The sequence below is a fragment of the Nonlabens sp. genome (assembly GCF_018401815.1).
GTDB lineage: Bacteria > Bacteroidota > Bacteroidia > Flavobacteriales > Flavobacteriaceae > Nonlabens.
In genome coordinates, this window is sequence record NZ_JAGYKG010000005.1 from 1 (window position 1) to 20,829 (window position 20,829).

The window sequence follows — 20,829 nt, forward strand, 5'->3', positions numbered from 1 at the left end:
ATCGTTAGACGGGTCATCACACAACCTGTAGGTCGCTACTGGATTGGCTACTGGTTGTGTATCTAAGCTCACTGTAAATGAAAAGGTGTCAAAACAAGGCTCGTTATTCAGGTTATCAATACGAGCAAAGAAAGTTGTTGTTGCCGTAAGGTCAAATGGGGATGCTTGATCATTTGCACCAGCATCAGCATCAGCTTGATTTAGGTGATAAGTAATTACATAATCAGGATTTGTTTGAGCAGCAAGAACCTCGTTATCAAAGTCAGTTAAAAGTATGATTTCTGAGCTGTCATTTGCCACATCACATATTGTTGTATCCATTATTGGATTTGCAATAGGAGTATCCCAAACAAATAGATCTACTTCAGTAGTGGAGGTGCAGCCACTAGGACTGTTATCTTGAAGTCTAATAAAAACTCGTTGCGTAGTTACCGTGACGTTCGTATAAGTTGTTGGATTTGTAATAGGATTCGTTCCAGTTCCTGCCTCAGCGGCGGTATTGTAATAAGAAATTGTAAAGGCACTGGCAGGTAAACCATTAAGCACTTCTGTTTCTGTAGATGTCAAATCAAAAGTAGAGAAGCCATTATTATCATTATCACAATTATTTAAATCTGCTGGACGTGAGGCCCCAGCTCCACTAGCAACTATTACATCAAAGGACCCGGTATCAAAACACAATCTAGAAATAGCATTTTCATCATTTGTAATCCTTGTATATACTGTGGTCGTACCTAACGGGAAATCGTAAGGTAACGCAATAGCACCCACGTTATTATCAGCTTGATTTTGAGTTAAGAAATAAGCAACTACGTAGTTAGGGTTGGTTTGCATGTCAAGTACTTGAGGAGTTTCTACTACATCAAGATCTCTGCTTTCTATTCCGTCTCCATCACTATCACAAAGAAACACATCGGCCACTATATTGTAAATAGGGTTGGAGTATATAGTAATATCTGAGGTTGCAGTAAATCTAAAGCCACCATTACGAACGATTAATGTAACGTTATAAACACCAGGGCCAGGAAAGGTGTGAATTGGATTCATTAAGGTACTAATTGGGCTTCCATCTCCAAAATTCCAAGTCACCGTTGAAGTTGGACAGAAATCAGTTGTAGAGGCTTCAAATTGAACAGGAGTTTGGTCGCAAAAATCCACTTGGTTGATAGAGCCTCCAGAAGCACTTCCAGCAACATAGGAGCTAAAAGAAGGTTCAAAAAAGGAAGTGATAAACGGTGGCAGTCCTTCTCGAGAATTATTATTTAGAGCAATTCCATCATCGGTGTAAGCTGCGCCAACACCAACTACATCAGGATCTCTTATCACTCCTAACCAATTTTGACATACTCTAGCGTGATAAATTTTACCATCAATTCCTAGTTGCAAAGCACCACGTCCACTATTTGCTCCAGTCGCGGCAAGCACAACTGGTGAAGAGTTCCAACCGCCACCACTATTAATATTATATTGTAAAATCTCTCGTGTGTTTGTAGCTCCACAACCATTTCCAGTATCATTAGAATTGGCATTTAAATAAACCAATTGCGAATTTGGAGAGAACTCTGTACCATAGAATCTATTACGAGTACCAGGTGTGGTTAAGGCAATAGGATTACTTACTATCCCAGTTACATTGTTGAAGTCCGCAAGCCACGCAGTTCCAGGATTGCCTATAGAGGTATTTGATATTTTAGTAGCATTTGGAGATAATCTAATATATCCACGAGCGTCAGACAATCCATTGGTACCTGGAACAATTGAATTAACCCCTCTGGATGGAAGTATAATACCCCCAGCAGCTGGATAGGAACTGTACACTCCATCTTCAAAAGTTACGATCCAATAAAAATTACCGTTATCGCTCAGGGCTGCGGTCACCTTTTCTTGAGTGTTCTGTTGTATAAGAATATCTCGTCGACCCGGTAAAACATCACCAAGCCCTGCGTTTAGGGTCATATCAACAATACTATATCTCAAACCTGTAAACCCCCCAATAGTAACGACAAAATACCTACTGGTACTACCTAAATCAGGTATAATAATAGCCGATTGCGCACTAGATGAATTCCCAGATAGACCGGTACCATTAGGCATAGGGACACCATTTCGATTCCAAATAGTGGTTCCATCAGAATACATTTGCAGGACTCCACAGGAGTCGGATATAGAGCTACAACCTTCGTCAGTACTTAGGCTACCCGCAGGCGCTGCTAAAGGAGCGCCAGAATTAAAATCTACGCTGGCATTTGTCCCAAAAAACCACCAAGCGGCTTCTAATTGGGCAAAGCCTATTATTGGAAAAAATATAAAAATTAAGAGGAATAATTTTTTCATTATTGTTAATTTTGGAGGCCCTAAAATACGCAATTTTATTGAAATCCTTGAATCGAACAGTAAGGCGATACATAGACATGTTATAAGGGTAAATGTATACGTAATACAAGTGTTAATTTACAGCTATCCTTGAATGATGAACATTGCTGGCCTTTTATGAAGTTCAGGAATCTGCTTTTTCCAAAGGTCGACGCTTAAAGTTCTTATGAATTCTGTAGGTAGACTGATATCGCATGCAATGCATACTTTTGTGTTTCCAGATAAGGATAGTAGTAACTCTTCTAGCATTTTGTTATTGCGATAAGGTGTTTCTATAAAGGATTGAGATTGCTGATTTTTTAAAGAACTATTTTCAAGGTCTTTTATCTTTTTACGTCGTTCGTGTTTATCAATAGGCAAGTATCCATTAAACGCAAAATTTTGCCCGTTTAAACCGCTGGACATCATAGCCATAAGGATGGAGCTAGGACCAACAAGGGGTTGTACTCGTATTCCTTTTTCATGGGCGATGGCAATAACATCAGCACCAGGATCTGCAATTCCAGGAACTCCCGCTTCACTCATAAGGCCCATGTTTTTACCTTCTAAACAAGGCAATAGAAAGGCTGGTAATTCACTTTTTTCTGTAAATTTATTGAGGCTAGCAAATTCTAAAGAAGCTTGTTGTTTGGATGGATAAATACTTTTTATAAACCTTCTAGCTGTCTTTTCGTTTTCTACGATATAATGATCGACCATTCCTACCACCTTTTTTACAGATAGCGGCAGCACTTCTAAAGGACTTATGTCTCCTAAAGGTACTGGTATTAGAAATAATTTACCTTTTTCTTCCATGGTTTGTATTCTGGGTTTATTTTGAATAGTTGTTTCGCTTTCGCGAAAGCGAAGTGTTTAAAAATCAATGACTTGATAGACTCTTTTATGTCTTAAGTAACTACTTATTATATGAGTCACTTGCTTACTTTCTTCAATAGGGGTTAATAGGTTTTTGAGCATGGAAGAATCCGTCATTTGTATTCTTAGATTCACAAATGCATAACCTATAACTTTACCTTCTTCTATTAAAATAACACTGCGCTCACTTGTTTCTCGACCTCGATCAACGATGATCTTGCTTTTTTCTAAAAGACTAAACTTTTCTTTTATTACAGCAATAATTTCTTGAGGGGATTTATTATCTTCTTCCTGCTTTTCCATAAAATTAGTTCCAGACTTGGAAGAGGAAAAGCTCAATAGATAATTAGGATCTTTGGCGGCCGACTTAATTTGTAGACTAGGTTGATCTTTCTCATTAATATGAACATATAATCCATGTGAGAAATTGCTTTTTTTTATCGTCCCATTCCAGATAGGTTGATGCTTTTTCACTTCTATAAATTCTTTAAGGATAGAAATTAATTCATTTCCAGTTTTTTCAAAAGTAACATCAGCTACTTGCTTTTGAATCTCTTTAGATTTCTTACTGGAACTGGTAAAGATTTGAGTGACTCTTTTTTTTATATTTCTACTTTTCCCTATATAAATGATTTCTCGATTTGAGTTATAAATGTAAAATACTCCAGTAGTATTGGGGATGTTTTCGAGTATTACTTTAAGGTTGGGTTCTATTTGTAATGGTTTGAAGTATTTTAAATTTTGTGTTATGATCTTTTTATCTACATCTTTTTGAAGCAATAATTTAAATAATTTTACGGTGGCAAGTGCGTCACCGGTTGCTCTATGCCTATCGGTAATAGGAATTCCTAATGCCTTAGTTAGTTTGCCTAGATTAAAACTATTTTGTTCTGGTAAGAGGCTCTGAGCTAATTCTACTGTGCAAAGTGTTGGGCGCATATAATCAAATCCTAACCGGTCAAATTCCAAACGCAACATACGGTGGTCAAAATCGGCATTATGTGCGACTAGCGTTACCCCTTCTGTAATTTCTATAATTCTTTTTGCTACTTCATAAAATTTAGGAGCGCGTTTTAACATGGCGTTATTAATTCCAGTAAGTTTTACCACAAATGGCTGAATTTCCTTTTCTGGATTGATTAAGCTTGCAAACTGATCAACTATCTCATGACCGTCAAATTTATAGATGGCGACTTCAGTAATACCCTCTTCATTATACTTTCCACCAGTGGTTTCTACATCTATTATTGCGTACAATTCTGAATTTTTAAAAGACCATTAGGTCTATATTATTAGGCGTAAGCTACTAAAAAAAGCCGTGTTATAAACACGGCTTTAGGTAATTTATGCAATGACTTATTAAATTTTTGAACCATAGATCTTGATGTAAAGATCCTGGTAGCGTGCTTTAATATTTCTGCGTTTCAATTTAAGAGTAGGGGTCAAGTGTTCTGCCTCAATGGTCCACTCTTCGGGTGTAAGTTCAAAGGTTTTAACACGCTCCCATTTTCCAAATTTTTGGTTGTGTTCTTCAACTTCTTTTTGGTATCTAGCAATGACTCTTTCGTTATTGCATAGGTCATTCCAGTTTTCAAATGCGATTCCTTTGCGCTTTGCCCAGTCCGTAAGAAAAAGAAAATTAGGTTGTATCAAAGCGGCAGGCATTTTTTCGCCCTCACCTATCACCATGACCTGTTCGATAAAACGACTTTGTTTCATGGTATTTTCAATTAATTGAGGAGCTACATACTTCCCACCAGAAGTCTTGAACATTTCTTTTTTACGATCCGTAATTTTAAGAAAACCTTCAGAGTCAACTTCCCCAATATCTCCGGTATGGAAGTAGCCATTTTCATCAATGGCTTCTTTTGTCTTTTCTTCATCCTTGTAATAACCCATCATGCGTTGTGGACCATTTATCATAATTTCTCCATCCTCAGCAATGATGACATCTGTATCAGGCAACATTTTACCCACAGTACCTATTTTAAAACCACCACCTCTCATATCATTGACGGAAATTACAGGACTTGTTTCAGTAAGTCCATATCCTTCCATTACAGGAACTCCTGCTGCGTTAAACACTCTTGCTAATCTAGGTTGTAAAGCTGCGCTGCCACTAGCAATAGCTTTTAAATTACCACCAAGAGCTTCTTGCCATTTAGAGAAAATTATTTTTTTTGCAAGGCCAAGTTTTTTCTCGTACCACCATCCGTTTGCTCCGTAAGGTTCCCATTCTAAACCTAGTTCTACGGCCCAAAAGAAGAGTTTTTTCTTAATACCAGAAAGATCGCTTCCTTTTGCAATAATTTTATCATAGACCTTTTCCAATAATCTAGGTACCGCGCTCATTACTTCAGGAGAGATTTCTTTTAGGTTATCTGAAATGGTTTCCAGTGACTCTGCAAAATAAATTCCAGTACCGGTGTAAGTATACATATATTGAAGCATTCGCTCATATATATGACATACAGGTAAAAAACTTAAAGCTTTTGATTGACCAAGTTCTAGAGGTAACCTTCCCGCACTCGTCACGGCATTACTAGAAATGTTTTTATGAGATAACATGACCCCTTTTGGGCGTCCAGTAGTTCCAGAAGTATAAATTAAAGTAGCAAGATCTTCTACATCGATAGAAGCCATGATACTTTCTAGCACTGCTTGATTACTATCATCTTCACCTAATTGTTTAACATCTTTCCAAGTTTTACATCCGGTAACATCTTCAAAAGAGTACACCTCTAACAAAGAAGCCACTTGATCTTTAATATTCATGACTTTCTCATAAACTTCTCGATCTGAAACAAAAACATATTTTGATTCACTATGATTCAAGACGTATGCATAATCTTCTTCAGAAATAGTGGGATAGATAGGTACATCCTGGGCACCAGTTTGCATAATTCCTATGTCCATGATGTTCCACTCGGTTCTGTTAGTGGTAGAAATGATAGCTATTTTATCATTTTTTTGAACTCCTAATCTTAGAAGACCTCTAGAGACAGCATTTGCTTGCTCTACAAAGGACTGCGTAGAAGTTTTTATCCATACCCCATTTACTTTTGAAACTAAGGCATCTTCACGTGGAAATGTTTCTAGTTGGTACTGAGGGAAATCAAAAAGTCTTTTATACTGCATGTTCAATTATTTCGTTATGGCAAAGTAGTGAAACATTGGGAATTTTCAAACGCTCTTTTTATGATACTTATAATTTATTGGCTCTCGCTTTCGCGAAAGCGTAATTTTTAACAGTCTCATGTATCAAAAAAGCCTAATCTTAACTAAGAAGAGGCTTTTTTACTTCCTAAAAGGCCATTGATGTTGCCTTTGATTGTAGCGATTTACCAGTTTAGCAACTAAAAACTTACCGTTTTTGTTTGGTTTCTAAAAACTAATTTGTTTTCAAAAGCATCAACAAGAACAACACTATCCGTACTTATTTTACTAGATAATAGCTGTTTGGAGAGTTCGTTAAGAACCTCTTTTTGAATGACCCGCTTTACAGGTCTGGCACCATATTGTGGATCATAACCTTTCTTCGCCAGCAGTTCAATTGCTTGCTCTGTGGCATCAATAACAATTCCTTGTGCCTCTAGCAATTTAGTAATTCCTTTAAACTGCAAACTTACTATTTGCTTAATTTCCTCTTCATTAAGCGGAGTAAACATGACAATATCATCAATACGGTTAATGAATTCTGGACGTACACGTTGTTTTAAAACGCCAAGAACATCTTTTTTAGTTGTTTTTGTAAGGCTAGCAATATCTCCTTTATAATTATCAAAATTTTCCTGTATGATATCTGACCCCATGTTAGAAGTCATGATAATAATGGTGTTTTTAAAATCTGCTACGCGACCTTTATTATCGGTCAATCTTCCTTCATCGAGTACCTGTAATAAAATGTTGAACGTATCTGGGTGGGCTTTTTCAATTTCATCTAGCAATACCACGCTATAAGGCTTTCTGCGCACTGCTTCGGTAAGTTGCCCACCTTCATCATAACCTACATATCCAGGTGGTGCACCTACTAATCGACTTACACTATGACGTTCTTGATATTCACTCATGTCAATACGTGTCATAGAATTTTCATCGTTAAAAAGGAATTCTGCTAGAGCTTTGGCTAGTTCTGTTTTACCAACTCCTGTAGTTCCTAAAAATAAGAACGAACCAACAGGTTTTTTCTGATCTTGCAATCCAGCACGACTTCTTCTTACAGCGTCGCTGACCGCTTGTATAGCTTCTTTTTGCCCTACCACTCTGTGGTGAAGTTCGTCTTCTAGTTTCAATAGTTTCTCACGATCACTTTGAAGCATTTTAGTAACCGGAATTCCAGTCCATTTAGCAACAACTTCAGCGATGTCTTCATAAGTTACTTCTTCTTGGATCAAGTTGTTAGAATTGTCATTTGCTTCCATATCAGCAAGCAATTTGTCCAGTTTTTCTTGGGCTTGTTTTATTTTTCCGTATCGCAATTCGGCTACTTTCCCATAATCTCCATCGCGCTCGGCACGCTCGGCTTCAAGTTTATAGTTTTCAATATCAGTTTTAGCGTTTTGAATGTTATCGACAACGCTTTTTTCATTTTCCCATTGTGCGTTGAGTTCGTTGCGAGATTCTTTAAGATTAGCCAATTCAGACCTCAGATTCTTTAACTTAGTCTCGTCATTTTCTCTTTTAATAGCTTCGTGTTCAATCTCTAACTGCATGATTTTACGGTCGAGTACATCAAGTTCTTCAGGCTTTGAATTGATTTCCATACGCAGCTTTGCCGCTGCCTCATCCATGAGGTCAATAGCTTTATCCGGTAAAAACCTGTTTGTGATGTAGCGCTGAGACAACTCGACAGCACCTATAATCGCTTCATCTTTTATTTGCACCTTATGATGGGTTTCATATTTATCTTTAATACCTCTTAAAATGGATATCGCACTTTCGGTATCTGGCTCATCGACCATTACTTTTTGAAAGCGACGTTCCAAAGCTTTATCTTTTTCAAAATATTTTTGGTATTCGTCCAAAGTTGTTGCTCCTATAGCTCTCAACTCACCACGAGCAAGCGCAGGTTTTAAAATATTTGCTGCATCCATTGCGCCTTGCCCACCGCCAGCACCTACTAAAGTGTGGATTTCATCAATAAAAAGAACAATGTCTCCTTCACTAGAGGTCACTTCTTTGATCACTGCTTTTAAGCGCTCTTCAAACTCTCCTTTATACTTGGCTCCCGCAATAAGAGCGCCCATATCCAAAGAATATATTTGCTTCTCTTTAAGGTTATCTGGAACATCACCGGCAACTATACGGTGCGCAAGGCCTTCGGCAATAGCCGTTTTACCAACTCCAGGTTCTCCAACAAGAATAGGATTGTTTTTGGTGCGTCGGGAAAGGATTTGTAATATTCGGCGTATTTCCTCATCGCGCCCGATCACAGGATCCAATTTGCCTTGATCGGTGAGTTCATTGAGGTTTTTGGCGTATTTTTTAAGACTGTTATAAGTTTCTTCGGCATTTGGAGAAGAAACCTTATTCCCATTTCTCAATTCTTCAATTGCCGATTCTAGGTTCTTTTTAGAGATGCCTTGATCTTTTAATAATTGAGCAGTTTTTGAATTTCCATCAAAAATCGTTAAAAGTAAATGTTCTATACTTACATATTCATCGTTCATCTTTGTGGCAAGGGTCATCGCTGCATTGAAAACGCTATTGGTTTCTCGAGACATTTGCAATTCACCACCTTCTACTTTTGGTAAAGACGCAATTTGACTTTTAATTAATTGTATTACCAAATCTAATTTTACATGAAGTTTTTTAAATAAAAAGGGCAATACATGTTCGTCTATCATAGTTATAGCAAGAAACAAGTGTGCATTCTCTATTTGTTGTTGACCGTATTCTTGTACCAGTTGCTGCGCTTTTTGCAGCGCCTCTTGTGATTTTGTAGTTAGTTTATTTGGATTCATGATCGTTTTTTTTAAACATCATTTCAATTCTTATACCCTTTATAAAAATTGACAACTCGACAGTTTTTTTTGTGTTTTTAACAGACATAATGTCGTGTTTATAAAAGCTTTACGATTTTGCTTATCGGAACTGCAGATAGTTGTAATTTAGTTTTTTTTATTAAAGAAACCTATTGCTTGTCCGCTTTTTGCGAAAGCAACCTACAAAACAAATGCTATGAAATTTATGGATAAGCTGTTTAAAAAACAGCCAAATAAGGAAATAAAGGAACTAACCGGAATACAATGGGAACCTCTAGAATCAATAGATCAGTTAGAGAATGTGATCAAAAACTCTATTTTAAAACCAAAGGTAATTTTTAAGCATAGCACCAGATGTGGGATTTCAAGAATGGTTCTAAGGCAGTTTGAAAATGGTTTTGAAAAAAACGATGACGAAGTTACCTTTTATTTTTTAGACCTATTAAATTACAAAGAAGTAAGTGCAGCCGTTGCCAATAGGCTTAATGTAGTGCACCAATCGCCACAGGTGATTATACTTTACAACAAAGAGATTTTACACACAGAATCTCATCAAGGTATTGATATTAAAAAAGTTCAACAAATTGTTGCACGCAAAAAATAGATCATGCATCCCAATAAACACCTATTAATAGCTCTAGTTTTTGTTCTATTTTCTTGTAAAACTAATGTCTTTACAGGTAAAAAAACTTTGAATTTTGTACCAGATAGTACCTTGTTCCCTATGGCTTTTACCCAGTACGATCAGTTTTTAGGAGAAAACAAAGTAGTCACAGGAACTAAAGAGTCTGAAATGATTACTAGAGTAGGCCAAAAAATAAAAACAGCAGCTCAACGATGGTTGAATGCCATCGGCGAAGAAAAGTACTTAGCTAATTACCAATGGGATTATAAATTGGTTCAAGATGAAACTGTAAATGCATGGTGTATGCCCGGAGGTAAAATTGTTTTTTACACAGGTATTTTACCTATTTGTCAAGGAGAAACCGGTGTTGCCATAGTAATGGGTCACGAGGTGGCTCATGCCCTAGCCAACCACGGTGCACAGCGCATGAGCGCTTCACAAGTACAAGCATTAGGAGCTGTAGGAGTTGCAGTAGGTGGTCAAGCAGCTGGAGCAAGTAAAGAATCTCAACAGCTTATCAATCAAGCTTATGGTATAGGTTCTCAAGTAGGAGGTATGTTGCCATTTTCTAGAGCACATGAAACAGAAGCAGATAAAATAGGTCTTTACCTTGCTGCTATTGCTGGTTATAACCCAGAAGAAGGAGCTCGATTATGGGAACGTATGAAATCCAATAACGCTGGACAAGCACCACCAGAATTTTTAAGCACACACCCGTCTAATGACAGCCGTATTGCCAATTTAAAAAGTTTGGCTTCTGAAGCAATAGCCGAAGCTGCAAAATACGGAGTAACTTCTTTTCAATAAACGTCTAAAAACACATACTTTTAAAGGGTTCTTAATGAACCCTTTTTTTATGAAAAAAATTCTACCTCGAGGCTCCAAAAAGTTACTCAATGCTTGGGCATTTTACGATTGGGCCAACTCCGTATATTCCCTAGTAATTAATAGTGCCATTTTTCCGATCTTTTATGCCGCTGTAAGTATCAAAGCTTTTAAAGAAGGAAATGTACCAGACATACTTCAAGGAGTTAATAATGAATCCATTATTATCGTTACCACAGCTATTGCTTTTTTAATCGTAAGTATCCTATCTCCTATTCTTTCTGGTATTGCAGACTATTCAGGTAATAAAAAACGATTTTTGCAATTCTTCTGTTATTTAGGAGCTTTTAGTTGTATAGGCCTGTCCTTTTTTAGCTTTGATTATTTGTGGAACAGTTTATTGATTTATTTACTGGCACTGGTCGGGTTTTGGGGAAGTTTGGTTTTCTATAATTCCTACCTTCCAGATATTGCATTTCCTGAGCAGCAAGACGCTATTAGTGCTAAGGGCTTCTCTATGGGATATATAGGAAGTGTCTTGCTCCTTATTATTTGTCTAGTATTGTTAGAAGGGGGGTTTTATCCAGAAGATGGTTTGTTGCCTGATAATGCGTATTTCCAACTCTATTCGTTTCAGCTTTCTTTTATTCTAGTAGGACTGTGGTGGATGGGTTTTGCTCAATACACCTATAAGTACTTGCCTTTAGGAACTAAAAAGGACCGAAGTGAGGTAAAAAACATTTTTACTAATGGTTTTAAAGAACTCAAAAAAATATACAAAAGCCTATCGGCTAACCTGCAAATGAAACGTTACCTAGGAGCCTTTTTTATCTATAGTATGGCGGTTCAGACTGTTATGTTAGTGGCAACCTATTTTGGTACAGAAGAGGTGCAATGGGAAGAGGATGGTGCGACCATGGGATTGATCATCAGTATTCTATTGATTCAATTGGTAGCTATTTTTGGAGCTTGGTTGGCTAGTTTGCTTTCGCGAAAACTAGGTAACATTAAAACCTTAATCGTTATTAATATACTATGGGCTGTCATATGCGTTTATGGATATTTTGTGGTAACTCCTATGCAATTTTATATAACAGCAGGATTTGTTGGGCTCGTAATGGGATCCATACAATCTTTATCACGCAGTACCTATTCTAAAATGATTCCTGATGGAAATCCAGACACTGCTTCTTACTTTAGTTTTTACGATGTGGCAGAGAAAATAGGAATCGTTATAGGTATGCTCATTTTTGCTGTTGTAGGAGAATTAAGTGGTTCCATGAGAGAGCCTATTCTATTCTTAATCGTCTTCTTTATCGTTGGAATTATTTTACTTTCTCGAGTGCCGACGTTAATAAGGTGACTGTTTAATTCATATAGACATAATACATAATTAAAAGTAATAGAATAGATTTTAACTATTCTATTGTAATTATATAAAATTAAGAAAGTAGCATCAATGCGTTATTTTGTTTAACTTTAGAGCTATAACAAACTATAAAAGATGATTTAATGGATACCAAAGACGCTAATAAAACTCCAGTATGGGATATCAATCAGTCTGATGCTGCGGCAAAATGCCCTTTTATGGGGGACCCTTCCCGTAACGCTGCAGGACAAGGAACTAAAAATAACGATTGGTGGCCTAATCAACTACGACTTAACGTTCTACGCCAAAATGCACCAAAGTCAGATCCGATGGATCCTGATTTTGATTATGTAAAGGCTTTTAATAGTTTGGACATGAACACTTTGCGAAATGATTTAACTCATTTGATGACTGATTCTCAGGATTGGTGGCCAGCCGATTACGGACATTATGGAGGTTTTTTTATTAGAATGGCTTGGCATAGCGCTGGAACTTATAGAGTGGGAGACGGTCGAGGAGGTGCTAGTGTTGGAAATCAACGATTTGCACCCTTGAATAGTTGGCCAGATAATGGAAACCTAGATAAAGCACGATTGCTGTTATGGCCTATCAAACAGAAATATGGTAAATCTATTTCTTGGGCAGACCTTATGATACTTGCAGGTAATGTAGCCATGGAATCTATGGGATTAAAAAAGCTTGGTTTTGCAGGAGGAAGAGTAGATTCTTGGGAGCCAGAGCAGGATATTTACTGGGGTAGCGAGACCAAATGGTTAGGAAATGATGACAGGTATGAAAACGGTGAGTTAGAAGGAATTCTAGGTGCCGCTCATATGGGATTGATTTATGTGAATCCAGAAGGTCCTAACGGTCAACCTGACCCGATGGGAAGTGCACATGACATTAGAGAAACATTTGGCCGTATGGCAATGAATGATTATGAAACAGTGGCCTTAGTTGCTGGTGGTCATACCTTTGGAAAAGCTCATGGAGCAGCAAATCCAGACGAATTTGTGGGACCAGAGCCAGCAGGAGCTCCTATAGAAGAAATGAGTAAAGGTTGGAAAAATTCCTTTAAAAGCGGGGTAGGTGATGACACCATTACCAGCGGTTTAGAAGGCGCATGGACCCCTCATCCAGATCAATGGGATCACGATTATTTTAGAGTATTACTAGATTACGATTGGGAACTTACTAAAAGCCCAGCAGGTGCCCACCAATGGAAACCTACTGCAGCTTCTAATGCCGATCAAGCTCCGAAGGCAGGGGATCCTTCAAAGCGTCAAAATTTAATGATGTCCACAGCAGATATTGCTTTGAAGACCGATCCAGAATACTTAAGAATTTCTAAGCATTTTAGAGAAAATCAGCAAGAATTTGAAGATGCTTTTGCAAAAGCATGGTTCAAACTAACACACCGAGATATGGGGCCAGCTTCTAGATATTTAGGTGCAGACGTGCCTGAAAAAGAAGAATTATGGCAAGACCCTATTCCTGCTGTCACTCATACATTAATAGAAGACAAGGACGCAGTTCATTTAAAATTCCAAATTTTAGAGTCTGGTTTATCGGTGCAAGAATTGGTTTCTGTAGCTTGGGCTAGTGCATCCACTTATAGAGACAGTGACAAGCGTGGTGGTGCAAATGGAAGTCGTATAAGACTAGCACCTCAAAATGAATGGGAGGCAAATAATCCTAAACAATTACACAAGGTACTTGATGTGCTGACTAAAGTGCAAGCTGATTTCAACAAAGCTCAAATAGGAGATCAACGAGTTTCTATGGCCGACCTTATAGTTTTAGGTGGAAATGCCGCTGTTGAAAAAGCAGCAAAAGATGCTGGACAGGATATTACTATTCCATTTCATCCAGGAAGAGGTGATGCCACACAAGAACAAACAGATGTGGAATCCTTTAGTTACTTGGAGCCTCGTGCAGATGGATTTAGAAACTTTTTAGGCAACGAGCAAAAGGCAGCCGGAGAAGATTTATTGGTGGATAAAGCAAATCTTTTAAGCCTTTCAGTTCCTGAAATGACTGTTCTTATAGGAGGGTTAAGGGCGATGAATACCAACTATGATCACTCTGACTACGGTGTATTTACAAAGACTCCAGGGGCTTTAACAAACGACTATTTTATCAATGTCTTGGACCTGAGTACCACTTGGAAAGCAAAGTCAAGTGCTGAGTTGCTTTTTGAAGGACGTAATCGCAATACAGGAGAGTTAAAATGGACCGGTACACGTGTAGACCTTATTTTTGGTTCTAATACAGAATTAAGAGCTATTGCCGAAGTCTACGCCAGTAATGATGGTAAAGAAAAAATGGTAAAAGACTTTGCCGCTGCATGGAATAAAGTGATGAACTTAGATCGTTTTGATTTAAAGTAAATACCCTTATTTTTTTAAAAAAAGTTCCCCAAATCTTTTTTTTGATTTGGGGAACTCTTTTTTTACCTCATACGATGAGCTACATTTTGGTAATATCACCACTACCGATAATGTTCTTTTTCACATTGCTTGTTGTTCCTTTATATCTTAAATCTCCAGAACCTATAATGGAGGCTTGAAGTTCTCCACCGTTGCAATAAACAGAAACATCACCACTACCGGCTATGGATGCATCTACATTATTTGCCTTAAGATTATAGGCAGAAATATCACCACTTCCAGCTACACTTGCATCCAGATACTCTGTGCGACCGCTCAATTTCACATCACCACTTCCCGCAATGCTTACCCGAAGTTTTTCTGCTTCTACTTCTACAGCAATATCACCGCTTCCAGCTACAGAAATAGTCATAGTTCTAGACTTGAGTTTCATAGTGCTTGTAATATCTCCACTTCCAGCCATACTTAAATTACTGATACGTTCAACTGCCACCCTAATTTGAATTCCTTTACGGGTATTGATGTTGTAACCATCCTCAATTCCTATTTCTAGTCGGTCTCCTTTTACTTCGACCTCTAGGTGTTGCATAATATTAGATTCTGCTTCAACAGTTATCGTTCCTTCTTTACCTTCTACGAGGACAATGTTAATACTGTTTCGGCCCGAGATTTTGTCATAATCAGACGTATTAAATACTTTAGTGATGACCTTGCCATTTCCATCGATGCGTTTATTACTACTCCACCATTGGGCGTTTGCAGTATGGGTTCCTAAAATGGCTATAAGAAGTAGGAGAATTTGTTTCATGATAGTGTTATTTTTAAGTTTTTTTTAATTAGCCTGGGGTTTTCAACCTAGTGATTTTTTAATTTTTCTTTAGACTCACACGGCCGAAGCTGGATCTTATATTGATTACTGCGGTACTGCTTTTAGGACCATAATAGCCAGATTTTTGCTTGTCTGTGTTGTCACTTTCAGAACTCGTAACTTTTAGGTCATCAGAGAGTTGGATACTGGAATATTCTGTGTCAATATCAAACCTAAAGGAGGCCTCTGGATGATAGTTGATTTTTATTCCTGTGTATTCTGATTTGATAGTGACTTCCTTAAAATCACGTCCCAGCTCTTCTACACTGATGGATCCGAAGTCTGTATTCAAATTCAAAAGCTTGCTGATGTTTCCTATTTTTATGGTAGTATAGTCTCCACGGCCCACTAGTTCGATCAACTCATCTATTTGTAAAGTAGAAAAGTCTCCATTAAAATCCAGAACTTTGACATCGTGAAAGGTAGCTTTGGTATAATCACCTTCATACGTTACTTTTTCTGCTCCGTAAAGTTCGAAGCCACTAAAATCTGCTTGTATGTTTCCAGACTTCATATAATCTATGTGTGAGTTATTCGTATAATCAAATTTAAGATCATTATTTTCTGCTAGGAGTTGTCCTATGTCCAGTCTTCCAAAGTCACAGGTGATTGTAGCACGGCCTTTTAATCTATCTAGACTCACCGCGCCATAATCGTTACTTAAATCTAGTGAAGCAGTAACTGGCATCTTAATGATGTAATCTATTTTCATATTAGAACTTCGGTTGGAATCGCTTCCAAATAATAAGTTCCATAAACCGCCACTATTGTTAGAACGGTGATCAGCATCAGTTACAGCGCTTACCTTAGAAGCACTAGCTTCAAAATTCACATCTATTTCTTTGAGCTGATTGATAACGCGATCTTCATTATTACCACTTACTTCAACAGTAATATCAATAGATACGGTAGGAGAATCCCAGGTCGTAATGCTCACACTTCCGAATTCGTTTTGAATAGCTACCAGACAATTTTTGTTGACGTTAAAAGTTTTACTAATTTTTTTGGACTTGGTATATTTCCCGTCTTCAGGACCGGCTACAAGCAATGCTGGAAGTAAAAACAGCAGGATACTTAGTTTATATAAATGTTTCATCTTCTTGTTCTTTAAAATTTTTCAGTTGTTCTATTTGCTCCAAAGCAGTTTCTAGTAAATCGATTCTATTTTGAAAATTTTGAATCATCGCAGCGATAACCGCTTTACTATCGTTGTTTATTTTAAAATCTACTTTGATGGACTGGTAATCCGATTCTAATTTATTCAAAGCCGTTTTGGTGTCGGCGATAATGCGCTCTGTATCTGGGGTTTGTTCTTTGTTCAGCTTTTTTAACTCTTCTTGTATAGTTGTTGTAAAAAAGTCTTGTGCTTGTGCCATTTCTGGTGACACACTGGAAAGTCCATTATCTACCGTTTTAGTTGGCGCCAGGCGCATTCCTGCAAATCCTAATAAAACAGCCAGTCCAGCAACTAGGGACCATTTGAACCAAGAGTTCATTGGGATCGCCTTGGTATCTTTCTTTGTTTTATCTAGAGGGAGTTGTTCCATAAGGACCACATCACTTTCTGGATGCTCTTCTTCTTCACCAGCTGCTTCCAGCTTTTCTAAAAATCTATTTCGGTGGCCGCTAGGCAATGATTCTGTATTAAAATCTTGTTCTGCAAACCATTCTTTCATGTCCTTTTTCATATCAGTTGCATTTTATTTCTGAGGCTTTCTTTTGCTCTCGATATTGTGGTTCGGCACATAGCATTTGACAATCCCATAATCTCACATATTTCCTCATTATCCATACCTTCAATAAGGCTTAGGGTTAACACTTGTTGGTAATTATCTTTTAGTAACTTCATTACTTGGAGTACTTTTTTTGCAGTCATTCCAGCAGCTTCCATATCGATCTGCACCTCTGTTTGCTGTTCCATCTCGTAAGCGACATCATCATATGCTACTTTAAGCATTTTCTTTTCTTTCTTTAAGTGTGTCAGACTATTGTTGACAACAATTCTTTTTAACCAGCAGCCAAAGGTTGCTTCACGGTTCCATTGTGACATCTTAGCAAAAGCAGTGATCATGCTATCTTGCATAATATCTTCGGCTTGAGCGCTGTCTTTTACGATCCTTAAGGCGACGTGGTACATTCCCTTAGCATATTGATCATAGACACGCATTTGTGCCTTGCGATTGCCTTGTTCACAGCCTTTATAAAGTTCTATTTCAGTTATTGTTAAAGTCACTTGGTCAGTGTTACGCTTTAAAGATGCAATTTATTCCAGTATGTTACACGTCATGGCAAGGAATTTGAAAATTATGGTTGATGTTCCTAATGGAATCTGCAGGATGCTATTTTACAATAACCTAAAATACTATTTAGTAGTTTGATAATGTGTTTATTATGTAGGTAAATTTAGCTTTCGCGAAAGCGAAATACCAGCATGACCCAAGCAGAAAATAATTATTAAAAATAAAAGCCAATAGTCAATATGACAATATGGCGACTGAAAAAGATATGTTCAAACCAAATAAATTTTCAATAGACAACTTGTCACTCCAAGAATTTGATCAAGATGCAGAATTCATCCCTTTATTAAGTAGCGAGGATGAGGAAGAAATGAATAACGAAAACGTACCAGAAACTTTAGCTATTTTACCATTACGCAACATGGTATTGTTTCCAGGTGTTGTAATTCCTATTACCGCAGGTCGCGATCGTTCTATTAAATTATTGCAAGATGCCAATAAAAAGGGTAATGCTATAGGGGTGGTAGCTCAAAAGAATGAAGATGTGGAAGAGCCGTCGTTAGAAGACCTGCATCGCACCGGAGTAGTTGCGAAAATATTAAAGACTTTTAAAATGCCTGATGGCAATACGACTGTAATTATTCAAGGTAAAAAGCGCTTTGAAATGGGTGAAATGGTAACAGAACACCCCTTTATCACCGCTGTTGCTAAGGAAATTCCTGATGTACGACCTGTAAAAGAAGATCCTGAATTCAAGGTTATTATTGACAAAATAAAGGAACTAGCTCTAGAAATTATTAAAGAAAGTCCCAATATTCCGAGTGAGGCATCTTTTGCTATTAAAAACATTGAGTCCGATTCCTTTTTAGTCAATTTCGTCTCTTCTAACATGAATTTGAAGGTAGAGGAAAAGCAAAAGGTACTTGAAATCAATGATTTAAAAGAGCGTGCGCTAGAAACCTTGCGTTTTATGAATATAGAACGACAAAAACTAGCCCTTAAAAATGATATTCAGTCCAAAGTACAGACGGATATCAATAAACAACAAAGAGAGTATTACTTGCATCAGCAAATGAAGACCATTCAAGACGAATTGGGAGGCGGAGTCTCTTCCCATCAAGAAGTGGATGAGATGCGGCAGCGTGCTAAGAAAAAGAAATGGGACGATAACGTAAAGGAGCATTTTGATAAAGAATTATCAAAGTTGCAACGTATGAATCCACAAGTAGCAGAGTATTCTATACAGCGTAATTATTTAGACTTAATTCTTGACCTTCCCTGGAATGAATTTTCAAAGGACAATTTTGACTTAAAACGCGCGATGAAAATTTTAGATCGGGACCATTACGGTCTAGACGATGTAAAGAAACGCATCATTGAATACCTTGCCGTGTTGAAATTGCGCAACGACATGAAGTCGCCTATACTTTGTTTATATGGACCTCCTGGGGTGGGTAAAACCTCTCTGGGTAAATCTATAGCAGAGGCCTTAGGACGACAGTACGTTCGTGTTTCCTTGGGAGGTTTACGAGATGAAGCAGAAATACGCGGTCACCGTAAAACCTATATTGGAGCGATGCCTGGACGTATTTTACAAAGCATTAAAAAAGCTAAAACTTCAAATCCTGTTTTTGTACTGGATGAGATTGATAAATTGAGCAATTCTCATAATGGAGATCCTTCTAGTGCGATGCTGGAAGTTCTAGATCCAGAGCAAAACAATTCCTTTTATGACAACTTCTTAGAAATGGGATTTGACTTAAGTAAAGTAATGTTTATTGCCACAAGTAATAGTTTAAACACCATACAACCTGCATTGCGTGACCGAATGGAGATTATAAATGTTACGGGTTATACCATAGAAGAAAAAGTAGAGATAGGAAAACAACACTTACTTCCTAAGCAATTAAAGGAACACGGACTTGACAAAATTCAACTTAAAATTGCAAAACCACAGATTGAAAAAATTGTGGAAGGCTATACCCGTGAAAGCGGTGTGCGATCTCTAGACAAGCAAATTGCAAAAATGGTGCGCTATGCTGCTAAAAGTATAGCTATGGAAGAAGATTACGACCTTAAAGTGACCAACGATACAGTTATTCACGTATTGGGATCGCCTCGAATGGAACGTGATAAGTATGAGAATAATGAGGTTGCTGGTGTAGTTACAGGACTGGCATGGACTCAAGTAGGCGGTGATATTCTATTTATTGAATCCATTCTTTCAAAAGGAAAAGGGAATCTTACCATAACGGGTAATCTCGGTAAAGTGATGAAAGAAAGCGCTACTATAGCAATGGAATACATCAAATCAAACGCCGAAGATTTGGGGATAGACAGTTCGGTTTTTGAAAAATACAACGTCCATATTCACGTGCCTGAAGGAGCCACTCCTAAAGACGGACCTAGTGCTGGAGTAAGCATGTTAACTTCATTAGTTTCTTTGTTTACACAACGTAAAGTCAAAAAAAGTCTAGCGATGACAGGAGAAATCACACTAAGAGGTAAAGTACTTCCCGTAGGTGGTATCAAAGAAAAAATTCTTGCAGCAAAACGAGCTAGAATTAAAGAGATCTTGCTTTGTGAGCAAAACCGTAGAGATATAGAAGAAATAAAGGCTGATTACATTAAAGGCTTGACCTTCCATTATGTCAGTGATATGAGCAATGTGCTGGAGCTGGCACTTACCAAGCAAAAGGTGAAGAATGCCAAGAAATTGTAGTTCTAATAACTAATAAAACAATAAAAGGTCGAGAAGTATTTTTCGACCTTTTTTTTACATCATTAAGCTTTAAAAACGCATTAGTTCATCCTAAGTTTTTCCTAAAAAATCTATTTACATCTTATCTATAATCCACCACCAGTTTCTTATACCATTTCCCTGAATCTCTGGAAATATCTTTATAATTCCTAGTCGGTTCTGTTGTTAGTCTGGAGTTAGAACGCTCTTTTAACGAGAGGTTTGCTGTTAAATAGCCTTGGAATTTCCCAGCATCATCTATAATTTTTGGTATCTTGTTTGAAACCTTGTTCCATGGTGACAGGGGATTGTTAGGGTCTCCATAATTATTTAAATGGTTCCATACGGAAGTCTTGCTAAAACTGCTGCCGTAACCTCCAAAAGCCTTCCAGATGACTTGCTATCCAATTTAGAACAGTCCATACATCCTAAATATTCGGTATAACCCGCACCACCAAAGAGGGGCAAGTTTTGAGAATTGGCATAGGGACTGCTTGCAATTTCAACTAATATTAGGAGTGTGTTGTTCATTTTATTGGAATGAAATCTATGTTATAAATTGA

At 37.5% G+C, this 20,829-nt stretch carries 15 protein-coding genes; 5 read left to right on the top strand and 10 right to left on the bottom strand.

Features of this window, described 5'->3' with window-relative positions:
• The 5 genes from KG732_RS10125 to clpB form a co-directional block, all read right to left on the bottom strand.
• A partial coding sequence (locus KG732_RS10125) for a PKD domain-containing protein (protein ID WP_213523219.1) occupies window positions 1-2,334 on the bottom strand: 2,334 nt, incomplete at its 3' end.
• Window positions 2,335-2,457: 123 nt separating this feature from the next.
• Window positions 2,458-3,168, bottom strand: a complete 711-nt coding sequence (locus KG732_RS10130) for an SAM-dependent methyltransferase (RefSeq protein ID WP_213523221.1) — start codon at window positions 3,166-3,168, stop codon at window positions 2,458-2,460.
• A gap of 57 nt (window positions 3,169-3,225) precedes the next feature.
• Window positions 3,226-4,485, bottom strand: coding sequence for an exonuclease domain-containing protein (locus KG732_RS10135; RefSeq protein ID WP_213523223.1), 1,260 nt, complete (start codon window positions 4,483-4,485; stop codon window positions 3,226-3,228).
• Between the two features lie 102 nt (window positions 4,486-4,587).
• Window positions 4,588-6,366 (bottom strand): long-chain fatty acid--CoA ligase, encoded by a 1,779-nt coding sequence (locus tag KG732_RS10140; protein WP_213523225.1) that lies wholly within the window; start codon window positions 6,364-6,366, stop codon window positions 4,588-4,590.
• 218 nt (window positions 6,367-6,584) lie between these two features.
• Window positions 6,585-9,191, bottom strand: coding sequence for an ATP-dependent chaperone ClpB (gene clpB, locus KG732_RS10145; RefSeq protein ID WP_213523227.1), 2,607 nt, complete (start codon window positions 9,189-9,191; stop codon window positions 6,585-6,587).
• Window positions 9,192-9,408: 217 nt separating this feature from the next.
• Between clpB and ytxJ the strand changes: the two genes are divergently transcribed.
• The 4 genes from ytxJ (at window position 9,409) to katG (ending at window position 14,421) form a co-directional block, all read left to right on the top strand.
• Window positions 9,409-9,816, top strand: a complete 408-nt coding sequence (gene ytxJ, locus KG732_RS10150; RefSeq protein WP_213523229.1) for a bacillithiol system redox-active protein YtxJ — start codon at window positions 9,409-9,411, stop codon at window positions 9,814-9,816.
• Window positions 9,817-9,819: 3 nt separating this feature from the next.
• On the top strand, window positions 9,820-10,644 hold the full coding sequence (locus tag KG732_RS10155) for a M48 family metallopeptidase (RefSeq protein WP_213523231.1): 825 nt from the start codon (window positions 9,820-9,822) through the stop codon (window positions 10,642-10,644).
• A 49-nt stretch (window positions 10,645-10,693) separates the two neighbouring features.
• Window positions 10,694-12,025 carry an MFS transporter gene (locus KG732_RS10160; protein ID WP_213523233.1) on the top strand — a complete coding sequence of 444 codons (1,332 nt, stop codon included), beginning with the start codon at window positions 10,694-10,696 and terminating at the stop codon, window positions 12,023-12,025.
• A gap of 149 nt (window positions 12,026-12,174) precedes the next feature.
• Window positions 12,175-14,421 carry a catalase/peroxidase HPI gene (katG, locus tag KG732_RS10165; RefSeq protein WP_213523235.1) on the top strand — a complete coding sequence of 749 codons (2,247 nt, stop codon included), beginning with the start codon at window positions 12,175-12,177 and terminating at the stop codon, window positions 14,419-14,421.
• Window positions 14,422-14,500: 79 nt separating this feature from the next.
• On the opposite strand, the gene KG732_RS10170 is transcribed toward katG, so the two are convergent.
• Genes KG732_RS10170 through KG732_RS10185 form a run of 4 tightly spaced genes read right to left on the bottom strand, consistent with a single transcriptional unit; the run spans window position 14,501 to window position 17,522 of the window.
• Window positions 14,501-15,229: a head GIN domain-containing protein gene (locus tag KG732_RS10170; RefSeq protein WP_213523237.1), complete on the bottom strand. Its 729-nt coding sequence runs from the start codon at window positions 15,227-15,229 to the stop codon at window positions 14,501-14,503.
• Between the two features lie 58 nt (window positions 15,230-15,287).
• The gene (locus KG732_RS10175; RefSeq protein ID WP_213523239.1) at window positions 15,288-16,385 is read right to left on the bottom strand and encodes a hypothetical protein; all 1,098 of its coding nucleotides are present in this window, start codon (window positions 16,383-16,385) and stop codon (window positions 15,288-15,290) included.
• Window positions 16,369-16,977: a hypothetical protein gene (locus KG732_RS10180; protein ID WP_213523241.1), complete on the bottom strand. Its 609-nt coding sequence runs from the start codon at window positions 16,975-16,977 to the stop codon at window positions 16,369-16,371. The genes KG732_RS10175 and KG732_RS10180 overlap by 17 nt, the downstream gene beginning before the upstream one ends.
• Window positions 16,974-17,522 (bottom strand): RNA polymerase sigma factor, encoded by a 549-nt coding sequence (locus KG732_RS10185; protein WP_367271504.1) that lies wholly within the window; start codon window positions 17,520-17,522, stop codon window positions 16,974-16,976. The genes KG732_RS10180 and KG732_RS10185 overlap by 4 nt, the downstream gene beginning before the upstream one ends.
• Before the next feature lie 272 nt (window positions 17,523-17,794).
• Between KG732_RS10185 and lon the strand changes: the two genes are divergently transcribed.
• Complete coding sequence (lon, locus tag KG732_RS10190) at window positions 17,795-20,248, top strand: endopeptidase La (protein WP_213523740.1); 2,454 nt, start codon at window positions 17,795-17,797, stop codon at window positions 20,246-20,248.
• Between the two features lie 348 nt (window positions 20,249-20,596).
• Here the strand turns inward: lon and KG732_RS10195 are convergent, their stop codons facing one another.
• Window positions 20,597-20,797, bottom strand: coding sequence for a hypothetical protein (locus KG732_RS10195; protein WP_213523243.1), 201 nt, complete (start codon window positions 20,795-20,797; stop codon window positions 20,597-20,599).
• Window positions 20,798-20,829 lie beyond the last annotated feature (32 nt).

What these genes read in the sequence shown, in the direction of transcription:
- KG732_RS10130 (WP_213523221.1), bottom strand. Translation starts at nt 3,168, where the DNA reads ATGGAAGAAAAAGGTAAATTATTTCTAATACCAGTACCTTTAGGAGAC.
- KG732_RS10140 (WP_213523225.1), bottom strand. Translation starts at nt 6,366, where the DNA reads ATGCAGTATAAAAGACTTTTTGATTTCCCTCAGTACCAACTAGAAACA.
- clpB (WP_213523227.1), bottom strand. Translation starts at nt 9,191, where the DNA reads ATGAATCCAAATAAACTAACTACAAAATCACAAGAGGCGCTGCAAAAA.
- ytxJ (WP_213523229.1), top strand. Translation starts at nt 9,409, where the DNA reads ATGAAATTTATGGATAAGCTGTTTAAAAAACAGCCAAATAAGGAAATA.
- KG732_RS10155 (WP_213523231.1), top strand. Translation starts at nt 9,820, where the DNA reads ATGCATCCCAATAAACACCTATTAATAGCTCTAGTTTTTGTTCTATTT.
- KG732_RS10160 (WP_213523233.1), top strand. Translation starts at nt 10,694, where the DNA reads ATGAAAAAAATTCTACCTCGAGGCTCCAAAAAGTTACTCAATGCTTGG.
- katG (WP_213523235.1), top strand. Translation starts at nt 12,175, where the DNA reads ATGGATACCAAAGACGCTAATAAAACTCCAGTATGGGATATCAATCAG.
- KG732_RS10170 (WP_213523237.1), bottom strand. Translation starts at nt 15,229, where the DNA reads ATGAAACAAATTCTCCTACTTCTTATAGCCATTTTAGGAACCCATACT.
- KG732_RS10175 (WP_213523239.1), bottom strand. Translation starts at nt 16,385, where the DNA reads ATGAAACATTTATATAAACTAAGTATCCTGCTGTTTTTACTTCCAGCA.
- KG732_RS10180 (WP_213523241.1), bottom strand. Translation starts at nt 16,977, where the DNA reads ATGAAAAAGGACATGAAAGAATGGTTTGCAGAACAAGATTTTAATACA.
- lon (WP_213523740.1), top strand. Translation starts at nt 17,795, where the DNA reads ATGTTCAAACCAAATAAATTTTCAATAGACAACTTGTCACTCCAAGAA.
- KG732_RS10195 (WP_213523243.1), bottom strand. Translation starts at nt 20,797, where the DNA reads ATGAACAACACACTCCTAATATTAGTTGAAATTGCAAGCAGTCCCTAT.